This is a genomic window from Bradyrhizobium sp. UFLA01-814 (assembly GCF_046718885.1).
Taxonomy (GTDB): domain Bacteria; phylum Pseudomonadota; class Alphaproteobacteria; order Rhizobiales; family Xanthobacteraceae; genus Bradyrhizobium; species Bradyrhizobium elkanii.
Window position 1 is genome coordinate 1 of the sequence record NZ_JAQOSR010000092.1, and the last position, 25,706, is coordinate 25,706.

General features: G+C 65.3%; 23 protein-coding genes, 1 pseudogene and 1 riboswitch. Of the genes and pseudogenes, 10 read left to right on the forward strand and 14 right to left on the reverse strand.

The window, feature by feature from the left end:
* A pseudogene (locus tag PMN64_RS25470) lies at positions 1–102 on the forward strand (IS110 family transposase); the annotation flags it as partial.
* Positions 103–583: 481 nt separating this feature from the next.
* On the opposite strand, the gene PMN64_RS25475 reads toward PMN64_RS25470, so the two are convergent.
* The 6 genes from PMN64_RS25475 to PMN64_RS25500 all read right to left on the reverse strand — a co-directional run bounded on the left by PMN64_RS25475 (position 584) and on the right by PMN64_RS25500 (position 5,907).
* Complete coding sequence (locus PMN64_RS25475) at positions 584–739, reverse strand: hypothetical protein (protein ID WP_162832422.1); 156 nt, start codon at positions 737–739, stop codon at positions 584–586.
* 106 nt (positions 740–845) lie between these two features.
* Positions 846–2,117 (reverse strand): serine hydroxymethyltransferase, encoded by a 1,272-nt coding sequence (gene glyA, locus PMN64_RS25480; RefSeq protein WP_411782607.1) that lies wholly within the window; start codon positions 2,115–2,117, stop codon positions 846–848.
* Positions 2,118–2,153: 36 nt separating this feature from the next.
* A riboswitch (ZMP/ZTP riboswitch) is annotated at positions 2,154–2,239 on the reverse strand.
* A gap of 131 nt (positions 2,240–2,370) precedes the next feature.
* Entirely contained in the window at positions 2,371–2,817 is a 447-nt protein-coding gene (locus tag PMN64_RS25485; protein ID WP_080686678.1) for a YybH family protein, read from the reverse strand.
* 106 nt (positions 2,818–2,923) lie between these two features.
* On the reverse strand, positions 2,924–3,616 hold the full coding sequence (locus PMN64_RS25490) for a winged helix-turn-helix transcriptional regulator (protein WP_028339681.1): 693 nt from the start codon (positions 3,614–3,616) through the stop codon (positions 2,924–2,926).
* Between the two features lie 213 nt (positions 3,617–3,829).
* Entirely contained in the window at positions 3,830–4,492 is a 663-nt protein-coding gene (locus tag PMN64_RS25495) for a response regulator (protein WP_411782608.1), read from the reverse strand.
* A complete protein-coding gene (locus tag PMN64_RS25500; protein ID WP_411782609.1) occupies positions 4,489–5,907 on the reverse strand; it encodes a sensor histidine kinase in 1,419 nt (472 codons plus the stop codon). Before PMN64_RS25500 ends, PMN64_RS25495 begins: the two co-directional genes overlap by 4 nt.
* Before the next feature lie 235 nt (positions 5,908–6,142).
* On the opposite strand from PMN64_RS25500, the gene PMN64_RS25505 reads away from it, so the two are divergent.
* The 4 genes from PMN64_RS25505 to PMN64_RS25520 all read left to right on the forward strand — a co-directional run bounded on the left by PMN64_RS25505 (position 6,143) and on the right by PMN64_RS25520 (position 9,987).
* A complete protein-coding gene (locus PMN64_RS25505; protein ID WP_411782610.1) occupies positions 6,143–7,072 on the forward strand; it encodes a DUF2380 domain-containing protein in 930 nt (309 codons plus the stop codon).
* Positions 7,073–7,209: 137 nt separating this feature from the next.
* Positions 7,210–8,121 (forward strand): amino acid ABC transporter substrate-binding protein, encoded by a 912-nt coding sequence (locus PMN64_RS25510; protein WP_411782611.1) that lies wholly within the window; start codon positions 7,210–7,212, stop codon positions 8,119–8,121.
* A gap of 260 nt (positions 8,122–8,381) precedes the next feature.
* Positions 8,382–9,398 (forward strand): ABC transporter substrate-binding protein, encoded by a 1,017-nt coding sequence (locus PMN64_RS25515; RefSeq protein ID WP_244435814.1) that lies wholly within the window; start codon positions 8,382–8,384, stop codon positions 9,396–9,398.
* 439 nt (positions 9,399–9,837) lie between these two features.
* Positions 9,838–9,987, forward strand: coding sequence for a hypothetical protein (locus tag PMN64_RS25520; RefSeq protein WP_018271828.1), 150 nt, complete (start codon positions 9,838–9,840; stop codon positions 9,985–9,987).
* Between the two features lie 95 nt (positions 9,988–10,082).
* Here PMN64_RS25520 and PMN64_RS25525 read toward each other — a convergent pair whose 3' ends face one another.
* Positions 10,083–10,487, reverse strand: coding sequence for a hypothetical protein (locus PMN64_RS25525; RefSeq protein ID WP_411782612.1), 405 nt, complete (start codon positions 10,485–10,487; stop codon positions 10,083–10,085).
* A gap of 233 nt (positions 10,488–10,720) precedes the next feature.
* Here PMN64_RS25525 and PMN64_RS25530 point away from each other — a divergent pair, with 233 nt between their 5' ends.
* Both PMN64_RS25530 and PMN64_RS25535 read left to right on the forward strand, forming a co-directional pair.
* Entirely contained in the window at positions 10,721–11,914 is a 1,194-nt protein-coding gene (locus tag PMN64_RS25530) for an NADH:flavin oxidoreductase/NADH oxidase (protein WP_411782613.1), read from the forward strand.
* Positions 11,915–12,067: 153 nt separating this feature from the next.
* Positions 12,068–13,426 (forward strand): S41 family peptidase, encoded by a 1,359-nt coding sequence (locus PMN64_RS25535; protein WP_411782614.1) that lies wholly within the window; start codon positions 12,068–12,070, stop codon positions 13,424–13,426.
* Between the two features lie 298 nt (positions 13,427–13,724).
* Here PMN64_RS25535 and PMN64_RS25540 read toward each other — a convergent pair whose 3' ends face one another.
* From PMN64_RS25540 to PMN64_RS25560, 5 genes are all read right to left on the reverse strand, one after another.
* Positions 13,725–16,457 carry an EAL domain-containing protein gene (locus PMN64_RS25540; protein ID WP_411782615.1) on the reverse strand — a complete coding sequence of 911 codons (2,733 nt, stop codon included), beginning with the start codon at positions 16,455–16,457 and terminating at the stop codon, positions 13,725–13,727.
* A 161-nt stretch (positions 16,458–16,618) separates the two neighbouring features.
* Positions 16,619–17,146 (reverse strand): cyclic pyranopterin monophosphate synthase MoaC, encoded by a 528-nt coding sequence (moaC, locus tag PMN64_RS25545; RefSeq protein ID WP_411782616.1) that lies wholly within the window; start codon positions 17,144–17,146, stop codon positions 16,619–16,621.
* Positions 17,147–17,150: 4 nt separating this feature from the next.
* Complete coding sequence (gene trpC / locus PMN64_RS25550) at positions 17,151–17,972, reverse strand: indole-3-glycerol phosphate synthase TrpC (protein ID WP_411782617.1); 822 nt, start codon at positions 17,970–17,972, stop codon at positions 17,151–17,153.
* 11 nt (positions 17,973–17,983) lie between these two features.
* Entirely contained in the window at positions 17,984–18,997 is a 1,014-nt protein-coding gene (gene trpD, locus PMN64_RS25555; protein WP_411782618.1) for an anthranilate phosphoribosyltransferase, read from the reverse strand.
* A gap of 70 nt (positions 18,998–19,067) precedes the next feature.
* A complete protein-coding gene (locus tag PMN64_RS25560) occupies positions 19,068–20,969 on the reverse strand; it encodes a SurA N-terminal domain-containing protein (RefSeq protein ID WP_411782619.1) in 1,902 nt (633 codons plus the stop codon).
* Between the two features lie 241 nt (positions 20,970–21,210).
* Here PMN64_RS25560 and tpiA point away from each other — a divergent pair, with 241 nt between their 5' ends.
* The gene (tpiA, locus tag PMN64_RS25565; RefSeq protein ID WP_411782620.1) at positions 21,211–21,963 is read left to right on the forward strand and encodes a triose-phosphate isomerase; all 753 of its coding nucleotides are present in this window, start codon (positions 21,211–21,213) and stop codon (positions 21,961–21,963) included.
* A gap of 239 nt (positions 21,964–22,202) precedes the next feature.
* Here tpiA and PMN64_RS25570 read toward each other — a convergent pair whose 3' ends face one another.
* Together PMN64_RS25570 and PMN64_RS25575 are read right to left on the reverse strand one after the other, a co-directional pair.
* Positions 22,203–22,736, reverse strand: coding sequence for an N-acetyltransferase family protein (locus tag PMN64_RS25570; RefSeq protein ID WP_411782621.1), 534 nt, complete (start codon positions 22,734–22,736; stop codon positions 22,203–22,205).
* A 3-nt stretch (positions 22,737–22,739) separates the two neighbouring features.
* The gene (locus tag PMN64_RS25575) at positions 22,740–23,306 is read right to left on the reverse strand and encodes a helix-turn-helix domain-containing protein (RefSeq protein WP_028334047.1); all 567 of its coding nucleotides are present in this window, start codon (positions 23,304–23,306) and stop codon (positions 22,740–22,742) included.
* A gap of 205 nt (positions 23,307–23,511) precedes the next feature.
* Between PMN64_RS25575 and secG the strand changes: the two genes are divergently transcribed.
* Positions 23,512–23,901, forward strand: coding sequence for a preprotein translocase subunit SecG (gene secG / locus PMN64_RS25580; RefSeq protein WP_411782622.1), 390 nt, complete (start codon positions 23,512–23,514; stop codon positions 23,899–23,901).
* A gap of 168 nt (positions 23,902–24,069) precedes the next feature.
* Positions 24,070–25,701, forward strand: coding sequence for a CTP synthase (locus PMN64_RS25585; protein WP_304495506.1), 1,632 nt, complete (start codon positions 24,070–24,072; stop codon positions 25,699–25,701).
* Positions 25,702–25,706 lie beyond the last annotated feature (5 nt).

Sequence of the window (25,706 nt, forward strand, 5' to 3'; positions counted from 1 at the left end):
GCACGACTGCGACAGGCGGGAAAACCAGCCAAACTCGCCCTCATCGCCGTCGCCAGGAAGCTGCTCACGGTCCTCAACGCCATGATGCGAGACCGAAAGCCCATAACAGTTGCCGGCTTTCGCCGGGACGACGATGAGGTTGGTTCGCGATTCAAGACGTCAAACACCGCGTTGTCATCACATGCGCATGCGCATGATCCAGTATTCCAGAGACGGCTGTGCTTGAGCAGAGAGGCCGTGGCGTACTGCATCGCTCACATGCGCGAGCATGACGCGGGGAGAATGAGAGCACACGATTCTCTCCCCACGTCATCCCTGCCTAGTGCGCAATTGCGCACGGGAGCAGGGACCCATACGCCGCAGCGGGTATTGAGAACGGGACTCGTCGTCCCTGCGTCGTTCAACAATCAGCATTTGTGGTTATGCGTCCCTGCTTTCGCAGGGACGACACCCAATATAAGTCGTCGTTTGTGGGTCGGGCAACTCAGTCGCACGCGCGCGCGAACTTTCAGCGCACCAAGCGACTTGATGCTTGCCGGCGGCCCGATGCTTGCCAGCCGCTTGGTGCCCGCCAGCGTAGCTCTCACATCCTGGACAGCGCCAGGCCGAGGTAACCGATCAGCGCACCGGTGCTGAGAATGATGACGACGAGCGCCTGCTCCGAGCGTGCTTGTAGGGTTTTCCGGGTCACGGCGTTGGACGCTCCGTCTTCGAGATCATGCGGTCCAACGAACAGCATCGATTTCCGTTCCGGTCTTTCCCGGGGAACCTTCACGACGTGCCCATGCAGGCCGCACACCCGGCCGAGTGAGCGACGAATGCGGAACAGGAACGCGGCTCGGCTGCTATGAGGGCGGCGCGATCCCCGGAACGGGGAAAGCGCGGCACATCTCGACGCTGTTTGACCTCAGTCGCTTGACGACCACTGCATCTCCCCTCGACCGGAGGGATTCCGCAATGAGTTCGGCGATGAGGCGCATTTCGGGCTCGCCCATGCCGCGCGTGGTCGCCGCCGGCGTCCCGAGGCGAATGCCGCTCGGCCTGAGCGGCGGACGCGGATCGTCGGGAATGATCTGCTTGTTTGCGGTGACCCCGACGGCGTCGAGGATGTTCTCGGCCGCGCCGCCGTCCAGGCCGACGCTGGCCACCGTATCCACGACCATCATGTGATTGTCGGTTCCGCCGGTGATCAACGTCATGCCGCGTTCCATCAACGCTTCGGCCAGGACCTTCGCGTTGCGCATGACCAGCCTTGCATAGGCCTGAAAATCGGACGTCGATGCCTTCTTCAGCGTGACCGCGGTTCCGGCCACAACGTTCATGTGCGGACCGCCCTGCAATCCCGGGAACACCGACGCGTCAATCTTGCCGGCGAACTCCCGGCGACAAAGAACGATGCCGCCACGCGGCCCGCGAAGCGTTTTGTGCGATGTCGTCGTCATCACGTCGAAACCCGCATCGAGCGGATTGCGCAAGGCGTTGCCGGCGATCAGGCCGCCGTAATGGCTGACGTCGGCCATGGTCAGTGCACCCACCTCATCGGCGATGCTCTTGAAGGACGCATAATCCAGATCGCGCGGATAGGAGCTGTAGCCGCACAGCACCAGCTTCGGACGGACGTGCCGGGCCATGGCGCGGAGCTCATCGAAATCGATGGCGCCGCCGTTTGACGGCTGCGTCTTGTAACGGGCGAAGTTGAAGAGCCGCCCCATGTGCGACACGGGCGCGCCGTGGGTGAGATGGCCGCCGTGTGACAGGTCCATCGCCAATATCGTATCGCCGGGCTGCAGCAGGCCGAGATACACGGCCTGGTTCATTGGCGACCCGGACAGAGGCTGAACGTTGGCATGTTCGGTGCGGAACAGCGCACACGCTCGCTGTCGGGCAAGGTTCTCTATCTGGTCCGTAAATTCCTGGCCGCCGTAATAGCGGCGTCCCGGATAGCCCTCGGAATACTTGTTGGTGAACACCGATCCAAGCAGCTCAAGAACCTCGGGATATGTGTAGTTCTCCGACGGAATCAGCTCGACGCCGTCTTGCTGGCGGCGCTCTTCGCCCTCGAGCGCAAGGGCAACTTCCGAATCGTTGAGGTGGAGTTCATTGCGGAATGACGGCATGGTCCGGGCTCCCTAAGACGCTGGATCATCAGCTGAACGGGTTGCCCAGGCGAACGGCGTTGGAACCCTTCGCGCTTCACCGTGGTCAATTCCACGTAAGCTCGCCAGTCGCGCGAGGGGCGAATGAGCCTGCAGCTCATGGCGAGCAGCAGGCTATTCAATCCTCGGCGGTCCCGCAAGGGTTCCATAGCTGGCAGGGTTCCATAGCTGGCGTCGCCGGGAGGCTGACTGCGTAGCAGTAGCACCCGCGAATCTATTCCTTGACGAAAATGTGGGACTTTATCTTCCACTGCCCGTCGGGTTGGCGTTCAAGCAGTCTCACGGTGCTGCCAGAAATTGGCGCCGCCTTCTCATTTACCACTAGCGTGGCCGTGAAATGCGAGGTGGTGTAGGCGTAGTTTCCCATGGACAACACATCGACCAGCTCAACCTTGTGCTCTCTGACGCTTCTTCCCCGCCCGGCAAAGAAACTACGGATTGCCAAAGGGCCGGTGACCGGCTGCGCACCGGGCGGCATCAATCTGCCGTCAGCGGTATACAATGGAAGCAGGGCATCGAAGTCTGCGTTGTTGATGGCGGCATCCCACTTGGCAGCCACAGAGGAAAGTTCGTCGGCAAGTGGGTCTGCTGCTGCATGACCAACGCAAGCACAAGTGAAGATCAAAAGCAGGGCGTATGAAAGAAGAGAAGGGCGGCTCATCCTTGCCTCCTTTAGCTGAGATGCTCAGCGCATGAGCGCATTCGCAAACGCTACAGCTGGGGGAAGCAGGGTCACTAGTCCAAAAAGTGGACTGGAGAGGTGTCTTTCAGCTAGCTAAGACTTGCCCTGCGGCCGCAGACGCCTCACTGGCATATTTGCTACGTGGAAACCAAGCCCGCATGCTGTTCACAAGATGCTTAGGACCGTCGATCTCGATTTTGCCGAGCTCACGCGCCCGTAGCAGCGGCATCTCGTCTACGAAAATCTGCACAAGCGTCAGCAGACTCGCATAGAGGCTGATATCGACCTTGAAGCCGGGGTCATCCCAGCAGAGATCGGCTTCCTCCTTCTTCACAACAAACCACCAGCGCTTCGGCCGAGCGTCCGCAATCTCAATGTACAGCACGAAGTCGCATGGAATGTGCCTTAGATCGAACGAACGGCGCATATTCCACATGAGCCGGCCCGCGTGGAGTTCGTTCGGTGTGAGCTGGCTGCGAGCCCATTTGTGGCCCCAATAGCCCATTGCATCGATAATTGGCCTGGCTTCCCTGGCCGCCTGGGTTGGATGGTACTCCCAATGCCCGTTGTCGCCTGGTTGGCGTGAGACTAGCCCGGCCTCTTCTAGAGTTTGCAGGCGCTTGGAGAGGAGGGTCGGCGACATCTGTGGAATGCCGCGGCGAAGCTGGTTGAAGTGGCGGGACCCCAGCAGCAGTTCGCGGAGCAAGAGCGGGGTCCACCGCTCCGTGAGAATTTCCGCAGCTTTGGCTACGGGGCAAAATGATCCATAGCCTTTCATGACGAGAACTTTAGCATCACGAGGGCCACCAAGGTAGTCCAGTCTCTGGACTATGGTCCCAGGCGCGCCAGTATCGAGGCTCTCCTGTTACGCCTGGTACGCGACTTTCTCGGGACTCGGCCATTCGACGATGCGGCTCGATGTTCGGTTTGCCCGGAGGCAAATGCGGCTCGATTTACCGGTACGCGGCCTCGCTGGCGCCGCCACGGAGGCTCAGCGTTCGCCGAGGTCGGTCTGCGTCAGGATACCCTGCCGCAACGCGAGGCGGACCAGCTCGATATCCGTGCCGACCCCGAGCTTGTCCTTGATCAGGGAATGCAGGTTCGCGACCGTCTTCGGGCTGAGGTGCAGCGCCTCGGCGATCTCCTCGGTGGCGTTCTCCGCGAGCAGCATCCGCAGCACCTCGAATTCCCGCGCGGTCAGGAGGTCGGCAGCCTTCCTCTCGCCGGCAAGGTGGCTGAGCGCGAGCTCGTGGTCGATATCCGGGCTGATCGCGATCTTGCCCGACAGCGCATCCATCACGGCGTGCACCAGCGTCTCCGGCGGGCTGGTCTTGGTGACATAGCCGCTCGCGCCGGCGCGGATCGCCTGCACGGCAAAGGCCGCGTTCTGGTGCATGGTGAACACCAGGATTTTTGCGCGCCTGTCCCACTGCCGGAGGCGGCGGATGGCCTCGATGCCGCCGATGCCGGGCATCGACAGGTCCATGATGACGAGGTCGGGCCCGGTCTCCTTGTAGAGGCGGTAGGCCTCGACGCCGTCGGAGGCTTCGGCGACGACGCAGAGGCCCGGCTGCTTCTGCAGCATCGCCCGGTAGCCCTCCCGGACGACGGCGTGGTCGTCGACCAGCATGATAGTTCGCGCGGCTTGGCTCATGCCGCGCGCTCCACCGGTGCGGCCTCTCGGCTGGCCGCGACGGGAACGATGACGCGGAGCGAGGAGCCGCTGGGCTGTCCGGTCTCGAAGCTGAGCCGCCCGCCCAGCGCAGCGACCCGTTCGCGCATGCCGAGCAGGCCGAGGCCGGACTTGAGCTGGGGATCGCCTTGTGGATCGCCGGGCTGGCCGTCATCGTCGATCGCGAGCGCGATCGCGCTGCCGCCGCCGGGCGGCGCCTCGCGCATCTCAAGCCGCAGCATCACGCGCGTCGCGCCGGCGTGCTTGGCGGCGTTGGTGAGCGCCTCCTGCACGATGCGGTAGAGATTGGCGCTGACGGAGGCCGCAAGGCGCTCGAACGATCCCGATATGATGATCTCGAACCGCGGCTGCCCCCGGCTGCGGCCGTTCCAGCCGGCGACCAGACCCTCGAGGCTGGCCGCAAGTCCGAGTTCGTCGACATCGGGCGGGCGGAGCCGGAAGAGGGCGCCGCGCAACGTCTCCATCATGTCGGTCGCGGTCCGCGCGATGCCGTCGCATTCGGCGAGCAAAGGCGGGCAATCCGCCGCCGCGGTCTGGCGCGCCGAGGCGGCGAGCGCACGGATGGCGGCCAGCGACTGCCCGAACTCGTCATGCAGCTCGCGCGCGAGGTGCCGGCGCTCCTCGTCCTGCACCAGGATCAGTTTTTGCGTCAGCGCGTTGCGGTCGGAGAGTGCGGCGGCGAGGCGCTCGGCGAGCTGGTTGAAGACGTCGCCGATCGCCGACAGTTCGGCGAGATCGAACGCCGGCAGGCGCGCGGCGAGGTCGCCTGCGGCGATCCGCTCGAGCCCGTCGCGGATCTGCCGCGTCGGACGCAGCGCGCGCGCCAGCGCCGCATAGACCAGGGCGCAGAGCAGCGGCAGCGCGATCATGAACACCGCCATCAGCCGGCCGGCATCGTGCCAGGCCTCGGCGGTCGGCACCGCCGGATCGATCCAGGCCACCGCTTCGCCGATGGCGTTGCCGCGCGAAACCACCTGCCGCACCGCCTCGCGGCCGGGATCGAACAGGCGGCGATAGAGCGCCGCGAAGGCCAGCGGCGGCGCGGCCGTGTCAGTCTGCGCGCCGCCGCAGAAGCGTTGGCTGATCTCGCCGCTATTGCTGCGAAAGGCGATGCACAATCCCGGCGTCATGACCGTAGCGGCAACGCTGTCGAGATCGGGAAAGTCGGAACGCGCATTGTTCAGCCACTGGATCTTGCTCTGCTGCAGCTCCAGCGTCTTGGCGGCGACATCGGCAACGGCCGCGATCCGCCCGCGCACCGAGCGGTCGGCCTCGATCAGGAAATAGCCGGAGATGACGGCAAAGCAGAGCGTCGAGACGATCGCCACGCGCAACGTCAGCCGCAGTTTCAGATCGCTTCCGGACCAATTCCACATTGGCGTATCCTCAAGATCGCAGACGAGCCTCGGTGCGCGATCGCGGGCAGGGCCGTCATGCACATTAAACGGCAGAACGGAGGCGCCGAGAAGCGCTGCCATAGGCGTTCTTTCGGCGCGGACCGTCGTCGTGAAATTTTCCCGGCACCGGGCGGGAGGCACTCCGCTGCGCGCGGCGGCCAGTTGGCCCAGGATGCGACCGACCCGCCCGCCTAGCACCCGAAAGGCCCAGACCATGCGTCAATCCCGTCTTGTCTTGCTCGCCCTCGCGTTGACCGGCCTTCTGGCCGGACCTTGTCCGCTGCGCGCCGAAACCGGCACGGTGCCGGCATCTCAGCTCGGCGTCAGCATTGATGATTTCAGCTACGTCGACACCTCGGGCGAGGTGATCGACCAGACTGCCGTGCACCAGAGGCGGCTGGATGCGTTGATGCGGACGCTGCGCGCCGATGTCGCCGCGGAGCCGCACTATCGCCTGGTGCCATCGACGGCGCCTGCGGGCGAGGCCCGGATCAAGGTTATCGGCGGCGTGCAGAAGATGAGCACGCTGATCCAGTGGGCCAAGGTGGCGGTCATCGACGTCAGCGCGAGCCAGGTGCTCTACGAGAAGCTCTACACGTTTCGCGGCGACACTGACGAGGCATGGGACCACGCGGCGATGTTCGTGTCGCGCGAGGTGCGCCGCGCCCTTGCAGCCGCGCTGCCGCCGACCGCCGCTGCGGCGCCGATCGGGCTTGCGGTGTTCGAATTCGAGCTCGAGGATACTTCGGCGGCAACCGCGGCCGGTCTTGCCGGCTCCGATGCAGCCTATCTCGCCGATGTCACGAAGGGCGTGCGTGACCGGCTTGCGCAGTCGGGCCGCTACCGCCTGGTCGATACCGGCGGCGCGACCGCGGAGCCCGTCAAGGCACATGCGCTGCGCGACTGCGACGGCTGCGAGGCCGCGATTGCGCAGCAGCTCGGCGCCGATCAATCGCTGATCGGCGTGATCAGGCGGGTCAGCCGGACCGAATACACGGTCGGCTTCCAGCTGCGCGACGCCCGCAGCGGCGCGGTCGTCTCACGCGGCGACAGCGGCCTGCGGATGGGCGCCGATTATTCCTGGACCCGTGGCGCGGTCCGCCTGGTCGGCGACCGCCTGCTCGAGGGCGGGGCGCAGCGCTAGGGATGCGTCGCGGCCGCGGCTGCAACCTTGGCAGGCGGACCATAGCAAAGTGCGATAGCTGCTAGACACACCGTCATCTGGCTCCGGGCTCATGTGTGCGCTATCACCGCCGTCTGATCACCGCACAGGAGCCGCCGATGCGTTTGCCCGCCATCTTCTTCGCTCTCACGCTCGCCGCAAGCCCCGCGGCGGCGGAGGAGCTGTCGGGCACGCTGCAGAAGATCAAGGAAACGAAGAAGGTCACGCTCGGCTTTCAGGAGGCTTCCGTTCCCTTCAGCTATCTCGACGACAATCAGCGGCCGATCGGCTTTGCGCTCGACATCTGCCTGAAGATCGTCGATGCCGTGAAGAAGGAGCTCGGCGTATCTGACATCGCCGTCGACTACCTCCCGGTGACCTCGTCGAACCGCATTCCGTTGATGGTCAACGGCACGATCGATCTGCATTGCTCGGCGACCACCAACAGCGCCGACCGCCAGAAGCAGGTGACCTTCACCAACACGCACTTCCTCAGCGCGACACGCTTTGCCGCCAAGAAATCCGCTGAGATCAACACGATCGACGATCTCAAGGGGAAGTCCGTCACCGCTGTTGCGGGCTCGGTGAACCTCACGCAGCTCATCAAGGTCAACACCGAACGCAAGCTCGGCATCAACGTCCTCCCGGCCAAGGACCAGGCCGAGGCGTTCCTGATGCTGGAGACCGATCGCGCCCAGGCCTACGCGCTCGACGACGTCCAGCTCGCCGTCGCGATCGCGCGATCGAAACAGCCTTCGCTCTACATGATCAGCGAGGAGGCGTTCTCGAAGGCAGAGCCGTTCGGAATCATGCTGCGCAGAGAGGACATCCCGTTCAAGACGCTCGCCGACCGCGCCACGGCGGAGCTCTACAAGAGCCCCGAGATCGAGGTCATGTACAGGAAGTGGCTGGAAGCGCCGACCCCGCCGAAAGGCATCAATTACAACGTGCCGATGTCGCCGGCGCTGCGCCACGCCTTCGCCAATCCGAGCTCGAGCTTCGATCCCGATGTGTACGAGGTTGCGAAGTAGCAGAAAGTAGCCCGAATGAGCAAAGCGACATGCGGGTAAGGTCCAGCTTGAATCGATGGCGTGACCCCGGATATCGCGCTCGCTCATCCGGGCTACAATTGGCCGACAGGGCGGCGGAAAACAGATCGCCGCGTCCAGCCATCAATCCATGGAACGGCTTTTCGCGCGCATGGCGAAAAACGAAATAGCGTCTCATATACATCGGGCGGTTTTCTCTTAAGCTCGCAGCAGTTGTGACTGTTGTTCAGGAGCTCAAGCCGGTGACTACGCCATTTTCGCTTTCGCGACGTTCTGCGCTCGGCGTGCTTGCCGGAAGTCTGATCACCGGCGGTGCGCGCGCGGAGACCGGGGCGGGGGGCGGCACCGATCTCAGCGGCGTTACATTGCGCGTTGCCTACTACAAGGGCGGCTGGCGCCAGCTGTTGCAGGCCGCGGGCGAGGACAAGACGCCGTACAGGATCGAGTGGAAGGAGCTCAACAACGGTGTGCTCCACATCGAGGCCTTGAACGGCGACGCGCTCGACATCGGTTCGGGCAGCGAGATTCCGGCGATGTTCGCGGCGCGCCAGAATGCCAAGGTGCGCTTCGTCGCTGTCACCCATGAGGATCTCAACATCCAGGTCACGGTGGCGGCGAAAGACGCGCCGATCCATTCGATCGCTGATCTCAAGGGAAAGCGCGTCGGCTATGTGCGCGCGACCACGGCGCATTATTTCCTCGCCAAGCAACTCGAGGAAGCCGGCCTTGCGTTTGGCGATATCGAGGCCATCAATCTGACGCCGTCCGACGGCTATTCGGCGTTCGCCTCCGGCAAGCTCGATGCCTGGGCGATCTACGGCTATAACGGGCAACTCGCGATCGCCAAGCAGGGCGCGCGGCTGCTCAAGACCGGCGCCGGCTATCTCTCGGGAAATTTCCCGATCTACGCCAATCCGAAGGCCGTCGACGATCCGCTGCGTCACGCGGCCGTGAGCGATCTGCTGCTGCGGATCCAGCGCGCTTATGCGTTCGCCAACAAGAATTTTCCGGTGTATGCGGCCGCGCAGGTGGCGGAGACGCATCTGCCGCTGCAGGACATTCTCGACCAGTTCGCCCGTCGCAGCGACGACTTCGCGCTCGCCGGGGTGACGCCTGACGTGCCGGAGACGCACCAGAAGGTCGCCGACACCTTCCTCAAGCTCGGCGTGCTCGACGCGCGCGCGGAGGTTGGAAAATTCTGGGACACCAGCTTCAACGAAGCAATCGCGGCGGGCGCGGCGAGGCTCGCGAAGCTCTGACCGCGATCTGGCCTGTATAGGCTACGTCATTTGTGGGCGCGCCCGCGCAAATCGATTGTGGTTCTCGGAGATCGTTCACTCACCCCGCGACCAACAGCAGTCCGCGTGCACCTCCAATGATTTACGGCCCCAGCGTGACGGCTGGGGCCGCAGGAGGTCGTGTGTGCCTCTGGGGCAATGAATCAGAGGACAGCCGGTGAACCGCACACCGATGACTATGTTCCAACCGGCTGCGGCCGGCCGTGCCATGCTGCCATGCAGACTGAGAAGCTTGCGGACCGCGCCAGGACCGTACCATCATGACGTCGGCCGGCCCGAATCGAATGCGGGCCCGGTGGACGCCCCCCAGCGTTGGCTCTCGGCCCCAAAGGGTGTCGGGGTCACATTTCCGCTTGCAGCTGATTTTTTCCGTTATGCCGATTGTTCTGCGGAGCCGACATTGAACCACGACGCATTGGCCAAGCTCACCGTCACCATCATTGTCCTGGTCGCGTTGCTGGTATGGCGCGTTGCCGACCAGAAGAAGTCGATTGAATGCGGAGCAAATTGCCCGACCGACCTCTCCGCGAGCCGCAAGGCCGCTCAATAGGATCGGAACACCTTCGCTCGACCGCTCGTGTCGAACCTGCGCCGATCGGGCTCAGCGAACTTTGTGCCGGCGCCATCCGGGTTATGGCGCGCTGCCTAGCGCTTTGCGGGTGGGCCGCTCTTGTTGCCGGGCTGTCCCTTGACGTTCGACGAATCCTGTTCCTGGACATGCAGGTTTTGCGAGTTCGAACCGACCGTGCCTTGCTTGGCGGGCGGCCCGCTCTTGTTGCCCGGAGCGCCGGCGATCCCGGTTCCGGAACTCTGAGCGCTCGGAGACGTCGTGGCATCTGGGGAACCGGCGGCGGTATCGGGGCGTCCCGGAGGCGTTGCGGCCGCGCCGGGCTTGTCCTGATCGCCGACGTAACCGGATTCACCGGAGTTGCGGGTCTTGGCGCCCTTGTCGGCCTCGTTTTGCAGGTTCTGGGCAACCGCGTGTTGCGCCAGGATCGGGCCGGTTGCCATGGCACCGGCGATGAGCAGTGCGATCGTGCGGGTCCTCATGAGTGTCCCTCCTCTGGGTTGCCGGGGACAACACGCATCGCGATCATCATTTCCTATGCGGGCGAAAAATCGCCGCGAGGGAACAGGCATGGCGAACGTGCCGCGGCTCGCTACAGCGATCCGTTTGAGTGGCCGCCGCGTGCCTCTATCGGCCATCGCGCGGTGCGTATATCGTCCGCGCCAAACACAAGATCGGTCCCGCGCGCCGGGTAACGACGCATAATGAGGAAGCGATGTCCGACAAGCTGCTGTTTTCGCCAATGACCATCCGCGGCGTCACGCTGAAGAACCGCATCGTGGTGCCGCCCATGCACCAATATTCCGCCGAGAAGGGCTTTCCGACCGACTGGCATCTGATGAATGCCGGCAAGTTCGCCGCCGGCGGCGCCGGTCTCGTGATCGTCGAATCGACCAAGGTCGAGCGGCGCGGCTGCGGCACGATCGGCGATCTCGGCATCTGGGACGACAAGTTCATCGCGCCGCTCAGCCGCCTGGTGGGCTTCATCAAGCAGCAGAACGCGGTCGCCGGCATCCAGCTCGGCCATTCCGGCCGCAAGGCGCGTGCGAGCCGGCCCTGGGAGGGCGATCGCCCGCTCGAACGCACCGCCGAGATCGAGGACTGGGATGCCTGGACGCCGGTGGCGCCGAGCGCGATCGCCCATAGCGAGCGCTGGCCGGTGCCGCGCGTGCTGGACACGCACGAGGTGAAGGACCTCGTCGCGGCCTGGGGGCAGGCGGCACGACGCGCGCATCAGGCAGGGTTCGAGGTGCTGGAACTGCACGGCGCCCATGGCTATCTCGTGCACGAATTCCTCTCCGGGCGCTCCAACCAGCGCAGCGACGAATATGGCGGCTCGGAAGCCAACCGGATGCGCTTCCTGATCGAGGTCACCGAGGCGGTGCGGGCGCACTGGCCGGATCACAAGCCGCTGTTCGTGCGGCTGTCGGTCGAGGACAATGCCGGCTGGGGCCCGGAGCAGAGCGCGCGGCTCGCCAGGATCCTGAAAGCGAAGTGCGTCGATGTGATCGACTGCTCATCGGGCGGAATCAGCGAGATGGCGCCGATCCTGGGCAAGGAGATCAAGTACAACTATCAGGTGCCGCTCGCGGAATATGTCCGCGCCCATGCCGATATCATGACCATGGCGGTCGGCCTGATCATCCACGGGGACCAGGCCGAACAAATCCTGCGTGATAAACAAGCAGATTTGATCGCCGTCGGCCGGGAAATCCTCAATAACCCGAACTGGCCGATGGACGCCGCGCTCAAGCTCGGCGTCGAGGGGCCGTTCCGTAATGTTCCTCCGCAGTTCGGCTATTGGCTGGGCACGCGGGCCAAGCGCGGATTCGGCACCCAGCCGTCGACCTGGCAGAACGGGTTGCGGGAGACTGGGCCAAAGGCCGACCAAAGGCTGACAGGGGGCTGACAAGAGGCCGATCCGGCCACCGTGACAGGACCGTAATGGTCCGGTGACAAGGCGGCCTTGATCCGACCAAAAAGCCGTTGTGTGGTGCCCCGCGTCGGGGTGGGGCCGAATGTTGCGAAACGTTGCCGGCCGTTAGCGAAGGGATCACGGATAATGCGCAAACATGTTGGCTTCTTGCTCGGGACGGTCGCGGGCGCGTGTCTCACCCTGCTCGTGGCCTCGCCGCAGGGCGCGAATCTGTTCGCCGTCGCCAACGCCGCCGCGCATTCCGACAACAGCAACACCTATTCGCAGCTCAATCTGTTCGGCGAGGTGTTCGAGAAGGTCAAGACCGACTACGTCGAGAAGCCCGAGGACTCCAAGCTCGTCGAGGGCGCGATCAACGGCATGATCTCCTCGCTCGATCCGCACTCCCGCTACATGAACGAGAAGGGCTGGGCGGAGATGCAGGAGACCACGCATGGCGAGTTCGGCGGGCTCGGCATCGAGGTCACCATGGAGGACGGCTTCGTCAAGGTGGTGGCGCCGATCGACGACACGCCGGCCTCGCGCGCCGGCATCATGTCGGGCGACGTGATCACCTCGATCGACGACGACCAGATCCAGGGCATGACGCTCGACCAGGCCGTCAACAAGATGAAGGGCGCGCCCAACAGCTCGATCCGGCTGAAGATCATCCGCAAGGACGCCGACAAGCCGATCGAGGTCTCGATTACGCGCGAGATCATCCGCGTCCGTCCGGTGAAGTATCACGTCGAGGGCGGCGACATCGGCTATATCAGGATCACCTCGTTCAACGAGCAGACCACCGAAGGTCTGCGCAAGGCGATCGGCGATATCCAGAAGCAGGTCCCGCAGGACAAGCTCGCCGGCTACGTCGTCGACCTCCGCAACAATCCCGGCGGCCTGCTCGACCAGGCGGTCTCGGTGACCTCGACCCTGATGCAGCGCGGCGAGGTGGTCTCGACCCGCGGCCGCAATCCGGAAGAGACCCAGCGCTTCACCGCGCATGGCGGCGACATGACCAAGGGCAAGCCGCTCGTCGTCTTGATCAACGGCGGCTCGGCCTCCGCCTCCGAGATCGTCGCCGGCGCGCTGCACGACCACAAGCGCGCGACCCTGATCGGTACCCGCTCGTTCGGCAAGGGCTCGGTGCAGACCATCATTCCGCTCGGCACCGGCAATGGCGCGCTGGCGCTGACCACGGCGCGCTATTTCACGCCATCAGGCCATTCGATCCAGGCACTCGGCATCAAGCCCGACATCGAGGCGCTGCAAGACGTGCCGGACGAGTTCAAGACCCGCTCGGAGATCAAGGGCGAGGCCTCGATGCGCGGCCATCTCTCCGCCGAGGGCGCCGAGCAGACCGGCTCGCAGTCCTACGTCCCGCCGGACGAGAAGAACGACAAGGCGCTGGCCGCGGCGTTCAACCAGTTGCGCGGCGTCACCGTCAATGCCGATGCCAAGAACGCCGACACCAAGGCCGCGCAGAAGCGGCCGGTGCCGAACTAGAACCTGACACATGTAGCCCGGATGGAGCGAAGCGAAATCCGGGAGCGGTCTGCGCGTTTGCAAGGTCCCCGGATTGCGCGGAGCCTGTCATCAGGCGCGCGTTAGCGCGGCCTGTTGGCTCCATCCGGGCGCCGTCGCAGGGGCGTGCCGCCAAAATATCGAAAACAACCCCATGCAAAGTAGCCGGTGGTGGCTGGCGCTCGACCAGGCAATTGACACGTCGGGCAATTTCAGGGTATTCTTCTAATATTCCGAAATCGTGCAGGCGCGCCCTCTGGCTCCCGACTTCCGGGCAGCCTTACGCCGCGCCGGCGACGGGTTTGCGCCGGCGCGTGGTGCTCGCGCCCGCGGCGGGGCCGCGGCGATGTCCGGCCAGCAGCTCGCGGATCTGGGCTGCCGGTTTCGGCGGGCTGAACAGATAGCCCTGCATTTCCGAGCAGCCGAGCTCGCGCAGCAATTGCTGCTGCTGCGCGGTCTCGACGCCTTCAGCCGTCGTCGTCATGCTGCGCTCGGCGGCGATGTTGACGACCGCCTCGACGATGCCGGCCGAGCCCTGCGGATCGGCGATGTCGGTGACGAAACAGCGGTCGATCTTGATCTTGTCGAACGGGAACCGTTTCAGGTAGCTCAGCGACGAATAGCCGGTGCCGAAATCGTCGAGCGCGATCCTGATCCCGATGGCCCGCAGCTGGTGCAGCGCGGCCAGCGCCGTCTCGTCGTCGCGGATCAGCACCGCCTCGGTGATCTCGAGCTCGAGCCGGCTCGCTGACAGCCCCGACGATGCAAGCGCCGCGATCACCTTGAGCGCCAGCGTGCCGCTGCGGAACTGCACCGGCGAGACATTGACGGCGAGCCTGACGTGGTCGGGCCAGTTCACGGCTTCCTTGCAGGCCGTCATCAGCACCCATTCGCCGAGCTGGTTGATCAGGCCGGTCTCTTCGGCGATCGGCACGAATTCGGCCGGCGAGATCATGCCGCGCTGTGGATGACGCCAGCGCACCAGCGCCTCGCAGCCGGTGATCTCGTTGCTGCGCAGGTCGACGCAGGGCTGGTAATGCACTTCGAGCCCGCTGCCGGCGGCGATCGTCTGCCGCAACTCCATCTCGAGCTCGCGGCGGGCGCGGGCGTCGGCATCCATCGCCGGCTCGAAGAAGCGGAAGACGCGCCGGCCGGCCGACTTCGCCGCATACATCGCAAGATCGGCGTTCTTCATGATCTGGTCGAGATCGGTGCCGTCCTTCGGCGCCAGCGCGATGCCGATGCTGGCGTCGGTCGTGACCTGATGGCCGAGGCATTGATAGGGCGCGCGGATCACCTCGTAGATGCGCGCGACGAGGTCGGTGACCTCGGCCTCGCTCTTCACCCCGGTCTGCACGATCGCGAACTCGTCGCCGCCGAGGCGGGCGACGAAATCGCCTTCGCCGATCACGCCGCTCAGCGTCCGCGCCACGGACTTGAGAAGCTCGTCGCCGACCATGTGGCCGAGCGAGTCGTTGACGCCCTTGAATTCGTCGATGTCGATATAGAGCACCGCAAGCTGGCTGTCGGGGGTGACATGCGGCAGCTCGCGTCTGATCTCCTCGTGGAACAGCGCGCGGTTCGGCAGGTCGGTGAGAGCATCGTAGTGGGCGAGATGCGTGATGCGCTCCTCGGCACGGCGGCGCTCGGTGACGTCCTCGTGGGTCGCAAGCCAGCCGCCATCGGCCAGCGGCTCGTTGACGACCTGGATCGAGCGCCCGTCGGGCGTCGTGATCACCATGGTGTTGCGGATGCCGACGTCGCGCAGCACGAGATTGACGTAGCGCTCGACGTCGCCCTGGAACGAGCCGGTCCGGTGTCGATGCACGATGACGTCGCGGAAGCTGCAGCCGGGCCTGATGATGTCGGCCGACAAGCCGTACATCTCGATATAGCGCCTGTTGCAGATCACGAGGCGCTGCGCGGCATCGAACAGCAACAGCCCCTGCGTCATGTTGTTGACGGCGGTGTCGAGCCGCAGCTTCTCCAGCGTCAGGCGCTGCTGCTGGGCGCGATGCTGCTGCACCAGCTTGCGCACCACCAGCGTCAGCAGGATCGCAATCGCCAGCACCGAGATGCTGGTCACCGCGATCAGGATGCCGATCTGCTCGCGCCAGTTGGCGAGCGCCGCCTCCGTGGTGCTCGTCGCGACGACGACGATCGGGAACTTGGTCAGCGCCCGCGACGACACCAGGCGATCCTTGCCGTCGACCGGGCTGGCGAGCCGCGTCGTGCTCTGCGGCAGCTCGAACACCTGCTGCTGATTGGCCGGACCGTTGCGGAAATTCCTCCCGATCAGGTCCTCGACATGGGGATAGCGCGCCAGCAGCGTGCCGTCGCGATGATGCATCGAGATCGCGGCGCCTTCGCCGAGCGCCACCGTGGAGAAGAACTTCTCGAAGGCCGCCGGTTCGATGCCGCGGCCGACCACGCCGAGGAATTCGCCATGCGGACCGGTCACCTTGCGGACGATCACGGTGGTCCAGTTGCCGGTGATGCGGCTGACCACCGGCGCGACCTGCATGTCGGGCGAATAGGGGCTCGATTTGAAGATCTGGAAGTAGGGGCGGTCGGCAATGCTGGCCTGCGGCAGCGGCCAGGCGCCCGAGCTGTTGATCAGAACGCCGTCGGCGTCGAACACGTTGAGGCTGCCGACATTGGACAGCGCCTCCATCTTGGATTTGAGCATCGCATGGATGTCGGCGGCTGACATCCGGCGCTTGTAATTCTCCGGTGTCGCGATTCCGTTGTCGCGCATGAACGCGATCAGGTCGCGCTGGACGACCTCGAGATCGTCGAGCTGCTGGTCGAAATGCCGCGCCAGCAGCAGCACGGTGTTCTCGAGCTCACGCTCGCTGTTGTGCAGGGCGCGATCGCGGAAATTCTCCGCCATCAAGGTCGCGCCGATCGCGATCGCGGCCATCAGCACGGCGCCACCGAGGATCAGCCAGCGGATCGGACCGCTGCCGATCACCGACTTGATGTTGAACGTGGCGCTGCCGTTTGGATTCATCTGCCGCAATCGCTTCCAGGCGTTTCACCCGGAAGTAGGTTTCGTGCACCCCCGGCCCGCGAAAGTCGTATCCAATCGAAATGGAGCGCGGGTTAGCGAGATTGGTTAACGAAACCTTGCGGACATTCGCGACAGGCCGTCGCTTGCGCAGCGGTCGCGGATCACGCGCCGGCGCGATAGTGCCCGGACTTGCCGCCGATCTTCTCGACGAGGTGGATGCCCTCGATGCGGATGCCGCGGTCGACCGCCTTGACCATGTCGTAGATCGTCAGGCATGCGACCGAGACCGCGGTCAGCGCCTCCATTTCGACACCGGTCGGCCCCGTCACCTTGACGCTGGCGCGAACGATGCAGCCGGGCAGCTTGCGGTCGGGTGTGATGTCGATCGTGACCTTGGTCAGCGCCAGCGGATGGCAGAGCGGGATCAATTCCGAGGTCCGCTTCGCCGCCATGATTCCGGCAATCCGCGCCGTCGCCAGCACGTCGCCCTTCTTGGCCTGGCCGGTTTCGATCAGCGCAAGCGTCGCCTTGCTCATCAGGACGCGGCCTTCGGCGACGGCGGTCCGCTCGGTCGCGGGCTTGGCCGAGACGTCGACCATCCGCGCCTCGCCCTTGGCGTCGATGTGGGTGAGGGCGGGGCCGGGGCCGGACTGCTTGGCCTTGGTCTTGCCCTTGCTGTTCCGCGCCATTGCGTCAGCGCGTTGCGGTGGCGCGCGGGGCGGCCTGCCGCGTCAGCAAGACGCGGGTGGCAGCGGTGACGTCCTGCTGCCGCATCAGGCTTTCACCGACCAGGAAGGTCGACATCCCGACCCGTTCGAGGCGGGCGAGGTCGTCCGGCGTGAAGATGCCGCTCTCGCCGACCATCAGGCGGTCGCGCGGGATCAGCGGCGCCAGCGCCTCGCTGGTCGCGAGCGTGGTCTCGAAGGTGCGCAGATTGCGGTTGTTGACGCCGATCATCGGCGAGCGAAGCTTCAAGGCACGGTCAAGCTCGGCTCGATCATGGATCTCGACCAGCACGTCCATGCCGTAGCCGAGCGCGGCGTCCTCGATCTCACCGGCCGCCGCGTCGTCGAGCGCGGCCATGATGATCAGGATGCAGTCGGCGCCATGGGCGCGCGCTTCCGCCACCTGGTAGGTATCGAACATGAAATCCTTGCGCAGCACCGGCAGGCTGGTCGCCGCGCGAGCCGCCACCATGAAGTCGAGATGGCCCTGGAACGAGGGCGCATCGGTCAGCACCGACAGGCAGGCCGCGCCGCCGGCCTCATAGGCTTTCGCGAGCACGGGCGGATCGAAATCGGCCCGGATCAAACCCTTCGAAGGCGAGGCCTTCTTCACTTCAGCGATCAGCGCATAGTCGCCGCGCGCATGCTTGTCTTTGAGGGCGCGGACGAAGCCGCGCGGGGCCGAGGCCGATCTGGCCTGCGCCTCGACCTCGGCGAGCGGATGGGCGCGCTTCGCGGCGGCGATCTCCTCGCGCTTGTACGCCTCGATCTTGGTCAGGATGTCGGACATGTTTCGCGCTCTCACCCGTTCGAAACCGCGACCAGATGCTTCAGCCGCGCCGCGGCAGCGCCGCTGTCAAGTGACTGCGCCCCGATCGCGACGCCTTCCTTGAGGTCCTTGGCACGGCCGGCCACGATCAGCGCGGCGGCGGCGTTGAGCAGGGCGACGTCGCGATAGGCGCTCGGCTTGCCCTGCAGCACGCTGGAGAGCGCGATCGCATTGGCATCGGCGTCACCGCCCTTCAGCGCCTCGCCGCCGACGCGGCCAAGACCGGCGTCCTCGGGCGTCACCTCTGATGTCCTGATCTCGCCGTTCTCGAGCGTCGCAACGAAGGTCGGGCCGGTGAGGGTGATCTCGTCGAGGCCATCGGAGCCATGCACGACCCAGACCTTGTCCGAGCCGAGGTTCTTCAGCACCTGCGCCAGCGGCTGCACCCATTGCCGCGAGAACACACCGACCATCTGCCGCTTGACGCCGGCCGGGTTCGACAGCGGCCCGAGCAGGTTGAAGATGGTGCGGGTGGCGAGCTCGACCCGGGTCGGACCGACATTCTTCATCGCCGGATGATGCGCGGGCGCGAACATGAAGCCGATGCCGGCCTCCTTGACGCAGCGCCCGACTTGTTCGGGCGTCAAATCGAGCCTGACGCCGAGCGAGGCAAGCACGTCGGCGGCGCCCGAGCGCGACGACAATGCGCGGTTGCCGTGCTTCGCCACGGGCACGCCGGCGCCGGCCACGATGAAGGCCGCGCAGGTCGAGACGTTGACCGAGCCGGAGCCGTCGCCGCCGGTGCCGACGATATCGACGGCCTCCGCCGGCGCGGTGACCGGCAGCATCTTGCCGCGCATCGCGGTGACGGCGCCGGTGATCTCCTCGACGGTCTCGCCGCGCACCCGCAGCGCCATCAATAGCCCGCCCATCTGCGAGGGCGTGGCTTCGCCCGACATCATGCTGTCGAAGGCGGACGCCGCCTCTTCACGCGTCAGCGTGGCGCCGGTGGCGACTTTTCCGATGATCGATTTCAGGTCGTCCATTCGCTGGCTCAGGGTCTGTTGTTGGAGCTTGATCGCCGCGCAGCGCGCCGTCGCGCTGTCCCGATCATGCTCAATTATTTGCGCCTGTCACCTGTGCGAAGGCTGCCTGGTTGATGGTCACGCCGATATCGGACTCGATCTTCGTGACATATTGCGCGACCTGCTCGTCGCTGAGCGACCGCCGCAGCGCCTCGGTGAGCTGCTTGGCCGCATCCGACGCGAAGTCGACCGGCGGCACCGTCACATTGGTGACGCGGAAGACCACCCACTGGCTGCCGCCGGCGACGGAGGTCTGTCCGTCGCCGTCCTTGGCGGCCCGGAATGCGGCTGCAATCACGCCTGCCGGCACGGCAGGCAGCGAGGCCTCGCGGTTGAAATTCGCCGCGCTTTCGACCTTGACGCCGACAGCGGCGGCTTCGTCGGCGAGCTTGGCGCCGCTGTCGAGCTTCTGGACGATCTCAGTCGCCTTGGCGCGCAGCTTGGCGGAGATCTGATCCTCGCGCCACTTGGCCTCGACCTGGTCGCGAACCTCGTCGAGGCTGCGCTCGCGCGACGGCGTGATGCCGAGCACGTCGTACCAGACATAGCCGCCACTGAACTGGATCGGGTCGTTGTCGACGCCGACGTCGCTGTTGAAGGCCTGCGACACCACGTCGAGGCCGCGCGGGATGTTGGTCGCGACCTGGCCGTTCGGCAGCCGCCCGGAGCGATCGACCGCGTCGATGGTGACGGGCGTCAGCTTCAGCTTCTGTGCGGCTTCGACGACGCTGGCGCCGCCGCCGCGCTCGTCTTCCATCTTGTCGCGCAGCTCGGCGACCTTGGTGCGGGCACGCTCGGAAGCGATCTCGTTCTTCACCTGCTGCGCGAGGCTCTCATAGCTCGGGGTCACGCCGGGCTCGACCTTGCCGACCTTGACCAGCGCGACGCCGAAGCGGCCCTGCACCGGCTGGCTGACTTCGCCTGCGGCCAGTGAGAAGGCGGCATCGGCGACGGCCGGATCGAGGATCGCCGACTTCGCGACCAGGCCGAGATTGACGTCAGCCAGATTGAGGTTGCGCTCCTTGGCGATGTCGTCAAACGACGCGCCCGACGCAATCCGCGCGCGCGCGGCCTGCGCCTCGCCGGCGTCCGGAAACACGATCTGCGAGACCTCGCGCTTCTCCGGCGTGCTGAGCCGGTCCTTGCGCTCCTCGAAGATCTTTTTGGCGTCCTCGTCCGACACCGTTTCCCACTTGCCGATCTCCTCGGGCGTGATGGCGACGAAGGAGATCTTGCGGTATTCGGGCGCGCGGAACTGGACCTTGTGGTCCTCGAAATAGGCGGCGAGCGCCTCGGGCGAGGGTGGATCGATGGTGCCGGCCTGCGCGGCGCCGAGCGTGATGTAGTCGATCGAACGCTGCTCGTTCTGGAACCGGGTCAGCGCCTCGACCAGCGATTTCGGCGGCTCGATCCCGGACGAGATGGTGCCGGCGATCTGGCGCCTGAGGCCAACGCGGCGCTGCTCGGCGATGTAGCGGCCTTCGGTATAGCCATAGTTGCGGATCACGGTCTGGAAGCGCTGCGGGTCGAACTGGTTGTTGAGGCCCTTGAAATTCGGATCGTTGTAGATCGCGTGCAGCACCTCGGCGTCGGACACGTTGAGGCCCATGCGGCGCGCCTCCTCGTCCAGCGCGGCTTCCGCAAGCGTCTGCTGCAGCACCTGGCGGTCAATGCCGAAGGCGCGCGCCTGGTCCGGCGTCAACGGACGGCCGAACTGGCGGCCAAGCTGCTGCAGGCGGTCGGTATAGATCTGGCGAAACTGCTCGGCCGAAATCTCGGTCCCGCCCACCTTGGCGAAGGTCGACTGGCCAAACCCCTTGAAAATGTCGGCAATGCCCCAAATTCCGAAACTGACGATCAAAACGCCCATCACCACGGCCATAATCGTCTTGCCGAGCCAGTTTGATGAGGCTTTCCGCATTCCTCGAAGCATGGGTCCAACTTGTTTTACAGGAGGGGAACCGGGTCGTGCCCAATGGGGAGCCGAAAGTCGAGGCTTTTGTCCCGCAGCAGGGCGTCACCGGATTGAAAACCCATCATAAAGTGGCCGAAGCGCCCCCGCAACCTTGGCCGCGCGGGTGGAAGCGTCGCACGGTGTGCGCGAAGCCGCGCTCTGGAAGTCGCCGCCCGGCTCTGATAGCGCAGGGACACGCTTGAACGATGGGAAATCCGACATGACCGACGCCATCCGGCCGCTGATCGCGGGCAACTGGAAAATGAACGGCCTGAAATCCTCTTTTGTCGAGTTCGACGCGATGCTGGCGGGCGCCGGCGATGTCGCCGGAAAGGCCGATCTCCTGGTCTGTCCGCCGGCGACGCTGGTCGGGGCCTTTGCCGACAAGGCGCGCGGCTCGAAGGTCGCGGTCGGCGCCCAGGATTGCCATCCCAAGGCATCGGGTGCCCACACCGGCGATCTCTCGGCGGAGATGTTCAAGGACCTCGGCGCGGTCGCGATCATCGTCGGCCATTCCGAGCGGCGCGCCGACCACGGCGAGACCGACGCCGTGATTCGGCAGAAGGCGGAGGCCGTGTGGCGCGCCGGGTTGACCGCGATCGTCTGCATCGGCGAGACACGCGAGCAGCGCGACGCCGGCAAGACGCTCGATGTCTGCGGCACCCAGCTTGCGGGCTCGCTGCCCGACGGCTCGACCGCGGCCAACCTGGTCGTGGCCTATGAGCCGGTCTGGGCGATCGGCACCGGCCTGACCCCGACGGCCAAGGATGTCGAGGAAGTTCACAGGTTTATCCGGGGCCAGCTCACCGATCGCTTCAAGGGCGAGGGAAACAGGATCAGGATACTCTACGGCGGCTCGGTCAAGCCGTCGAACGCGGCCGAGCTGATGGCCGTCGCCAATGTCAACGGCGCGCTGGTCGGCGGCGCCAGCCTGAAGGCGTCGGACTTTTTGGCGATCGCCGCGGGGTGTTAGGCGGCCGCGGCCGTGCCTCGAATTGGGCTCGCTTACCGTCACCCTGAGGTGCGAGCCTCGCGGCGCAATTGCGCCGCTGGGCGAGCCTCGAAGGGTCGACGGCCCGGCTGGTGGCCGTCGACCCTTCGAGACGCGCTACGCGCTCCTCCAGCGACAAAGGCTTCGCCTTTGCGCGGGGGTGACGGGATTGGCAGTATTGCGAGGCCAGCTGCCATCGGCATCTCTGCTCGACAGAAGAATTAAGTGGCCCCCGCCGCGCCGATCCGCTTCCAGTAGATCATCGTCCCGGTGAGGCCGCCATGCGGCTTCAGCGCGTAGTCCGGGATGATGCCGGTGAGCTGAAATCCCAGTCTTTCATAGAGTGGCGCGGCGCCATCCTCTTCGGCTGTGTCGAGCACCAGCAGTGTGCGTCCGTGCGTGATCGCAAGCTGCTCGGCCGCGCGCATCAATTCCGTCGCCACGCCGCGATGGCGGTGGGCGATGCGTGTCATCATCTTTGCAATTTCCGCCCGATGCGGCTGGTTCGGCGGCAGTTTGAGCAGAAGCGTCACGGTGCCGATCAGATCATTGCCGGTGAATGCGCCGAGCACAACGCGTTCGCCGCGCGCGGCGGCGCCGAGCGCGTCCTGCCAGAACGCATCGGCGTCATCCGGCGACAGCGGATGCATGAAGCTCACCGAGCCGCCGCCGGCGACGGTCTCGGTCAACAGCTCGCGAAGCGCCCTGCGAATCGCGGGCGCATCCTCGAGCGGCTTGATGGTAAAGTGCGACATGCGTCAGCTCCGGGCCAGGGTGACCACATAGGTGCAGGAGGCGTTGGTCTCGTTGGCGAAGGTCGTCTCTGCCGGCGGGCCAAAACCGAGGCAATCGCCGGCGGCGAGCACGTGGCGTGCACCGCCCTCGGTGATGACGAGGCTGCCGCTGAGCACCCAGACCAGTTGGCGGATATGCGCGTAGGAGGAGGCGGGCAGGGTCACGGTCTGCTTTGGCGGCAGCTCGACCCGCACCAGCTCGACCGGATGATCGGGACGGCTGAACACCTGGCGTCGAAGATAGCCGGTTTCCGGATCGCGCCAGACCGGTTGCGCGGCGGCGCGCGACAGCCGCTCGCCCTGGCCTTCGGCGCGCAACATCAGGCCGGCCAAAGTGAGATCGAAAGCCGAGGCGAGGCGCACCAGCACGACTGCGGTGGGGCTGACTTCGGCGCGCTCGATCTTGCTGATCGTGGCCTTCGAGACGCCGGCGCGTTCGGCGAGATCGGCCAGCGACCAGCCGCGGCCATCGCGTTCGAGCCTGATCCGCTGTGCCAGGCGTTGGCTGAGATCGTCTACCAAAGTATCCATATGTCTATTATAATAGAAATCGCCGGTTCCGGGCAAGGCCCGGCCGGGCCGCGATCGGCGCGGCTTGTGATCATCGACAGTGCGACTATCTCGGGGGTGACAATGCCCGGTGCAATCGTGTAACAGGGCGCGACTTCACGAAAACCCGTAAAGCCGATAGCGCCGTTTGTCTGGCTGCTTGGCGGCTTGTGACGGAAGGCTTGCGATGCAGACTGTCGTTATCATTGTCCACCTCATGATTGTCGCCGTCATGATCGGCGCCGTGCTGTTGCAGAAATCCGAAGGCGGCGGCCTTGGCATGGGTGGCGGCGCCGGCTTCATGTCGAGCCGCGGCACCGCCAATTTGCTGACGCGGACCACGGCGATCCTCGCGGTGGGCTTCTTCCTGACCAGCCTGTTCCTGTCCTGGTACGCAGGCTACGACCGCAAGCCGAGTTCGATCATCGGCGCCGGCGCACCGGCGCAGACGCAGCCGGCCGGCGGCACGCCGATGAACGCGCCGACCTCGGGCGGCATCCTCGATTCGCTGAAGAAGGCCGACGAGCAGCAGGGGCAGCAGGCCCCGAGCGGCCCGCAGGCGCCACGGTCGCAATAAAGCAGGGTGGCCATGCAGGATGCCCCGCTGGCATCCTGCATCAGAAACCCCCATCAATGCTTTGAAATCGCTTCCAGTTTGATGCAACCCACAGCCCGGCGAATTGTTTGCCGGGGAACAGCCGATTCGTTTTGCGAATCGCCGGAGTCGGATTAAAGGTAAAGTCCCATGGCGCGGTACATATTCATCACCGGCGGCGTGGTCTCCTCGCTCGGCAAGGGTCTGGCTTCAGCGGCGCTCGGCGCTCTGCTGCAGGCCAGGGGCTACAAAGTCCGCCTTCGCAAGCTCGATCCCTATCTCAACCTCGATCCCGGTACGATGTCGCCGTATCAGCACGGCGAAGTGTTCGTGACCGACGACGGCGCCGAGACCGATCTCGATCTCGGCCATTACGAGCGCTTCACCGGTCGTCCGGCCACCAAGGCCGACAACATCACGACCGGTCGAATCTACCAGGACATCATCTCCAAGGAGCGCCGCGGCGACTATCTCGGCGCCACCATCCAGGTGGTCCCGCACGTCACCAACGCGATCAAGGAATTCGTGCTGTCGGGTAACGACGAGTTCGATTTCGTGCTGGTCGAGATCGGCGGCACCGTCGGCGACATCGAGGGCCTGCCATTCTTCGAGGCGATCCGCCAGCTCAAGAACGAGCTGCCGCGCGATCATGCCGTCTACATTCACCTGACGCTTCTGCCGTACATTCCAAGTGCCGGCGAACTCAAGACAAAGCCGACGCAGCACTCGGTGAAGGAGCTGCGCTCGATCGGCATCCAGCCGGACATCCTGCTGTGCCGCACCGACCGCGAAATCCCGAAGGAGGAGCGGCGCAAGCTCGGCCTGTTCTGCAACGTGCGCGAGAGCGCCGTGATCGAGGCGCGGGACGTCGACAATATCTACGCCGTGCCGGAGGCCTATCACGCCGCCGGCCTCGACGACGAGGTGCTGGCCGCGTTCGGCATCACCGCGAAGATTCCGCCGGCGCTGCAGAGCTGGCACGTCATCAACGAGCGCGTCCGCAATCCGGAAGGTGCGGTGACGATCGCCATCGTCGGCAAATACACCGGCATGAAGGACGCCTACAAATCGTTGATCGAGGCGCTGTCGCACGGCGGCATCGCCAACAAGGTGAAGGTCAATCTCGACTGGATCGAGAGCGAGGTGTTCGAGAACGAGGACCCGGCGCCGTTCCTCGAGCACGTCAACGGCATCCTGGTGCCCGGCGGCTTCGGCCAGCGCGGCGCCGAGGGCAAGATCCGCGCGGCGCAGTTCGCGCGCGAGCGTGACGTGCCGTATTTCGGCATCTGCTTCGGCATGCAGATGGCGGTGATCGAGGCGGCGCGCAACCTGGTCGGCATCGAAGACGCCAACTCGACCGAGTTCGGCCCGACCAAGGAGCCGCTGGTCGGCCTGATGACGGAATGGCTGCGCGGCAACGAACTCGAGAAGCGCTCGCAGAGCGGCGATCTCGGCGGCACGATGCGGCTCGGCGCCTATCCCGCGGCGCTCAACCGCGGCAGCCGCGTCTCGCAGGTCTATGGCGGCGCGACCGAGATCTCCGAGCGGCACCGCCATCGCTACGAGGTCAACACCGCCTACAAGGACCGCCTCGAGCAGCACGGCCTGCGCTTCTCCGGCATGTCGCCCGACGGCGTGCTGCCGGAGATCGTGGAGTACGAGGACCATCCCTGGTTCATCGGTGTCCAGTTCCATCCCGAGCTGAAGTCGCGGCCGTTCGAGCCGCATCCGCTGTTTGCCTCGTTCATCGAGGCCGCAGCGAAGCAGAGCCGGCTGGTCTAAACAAG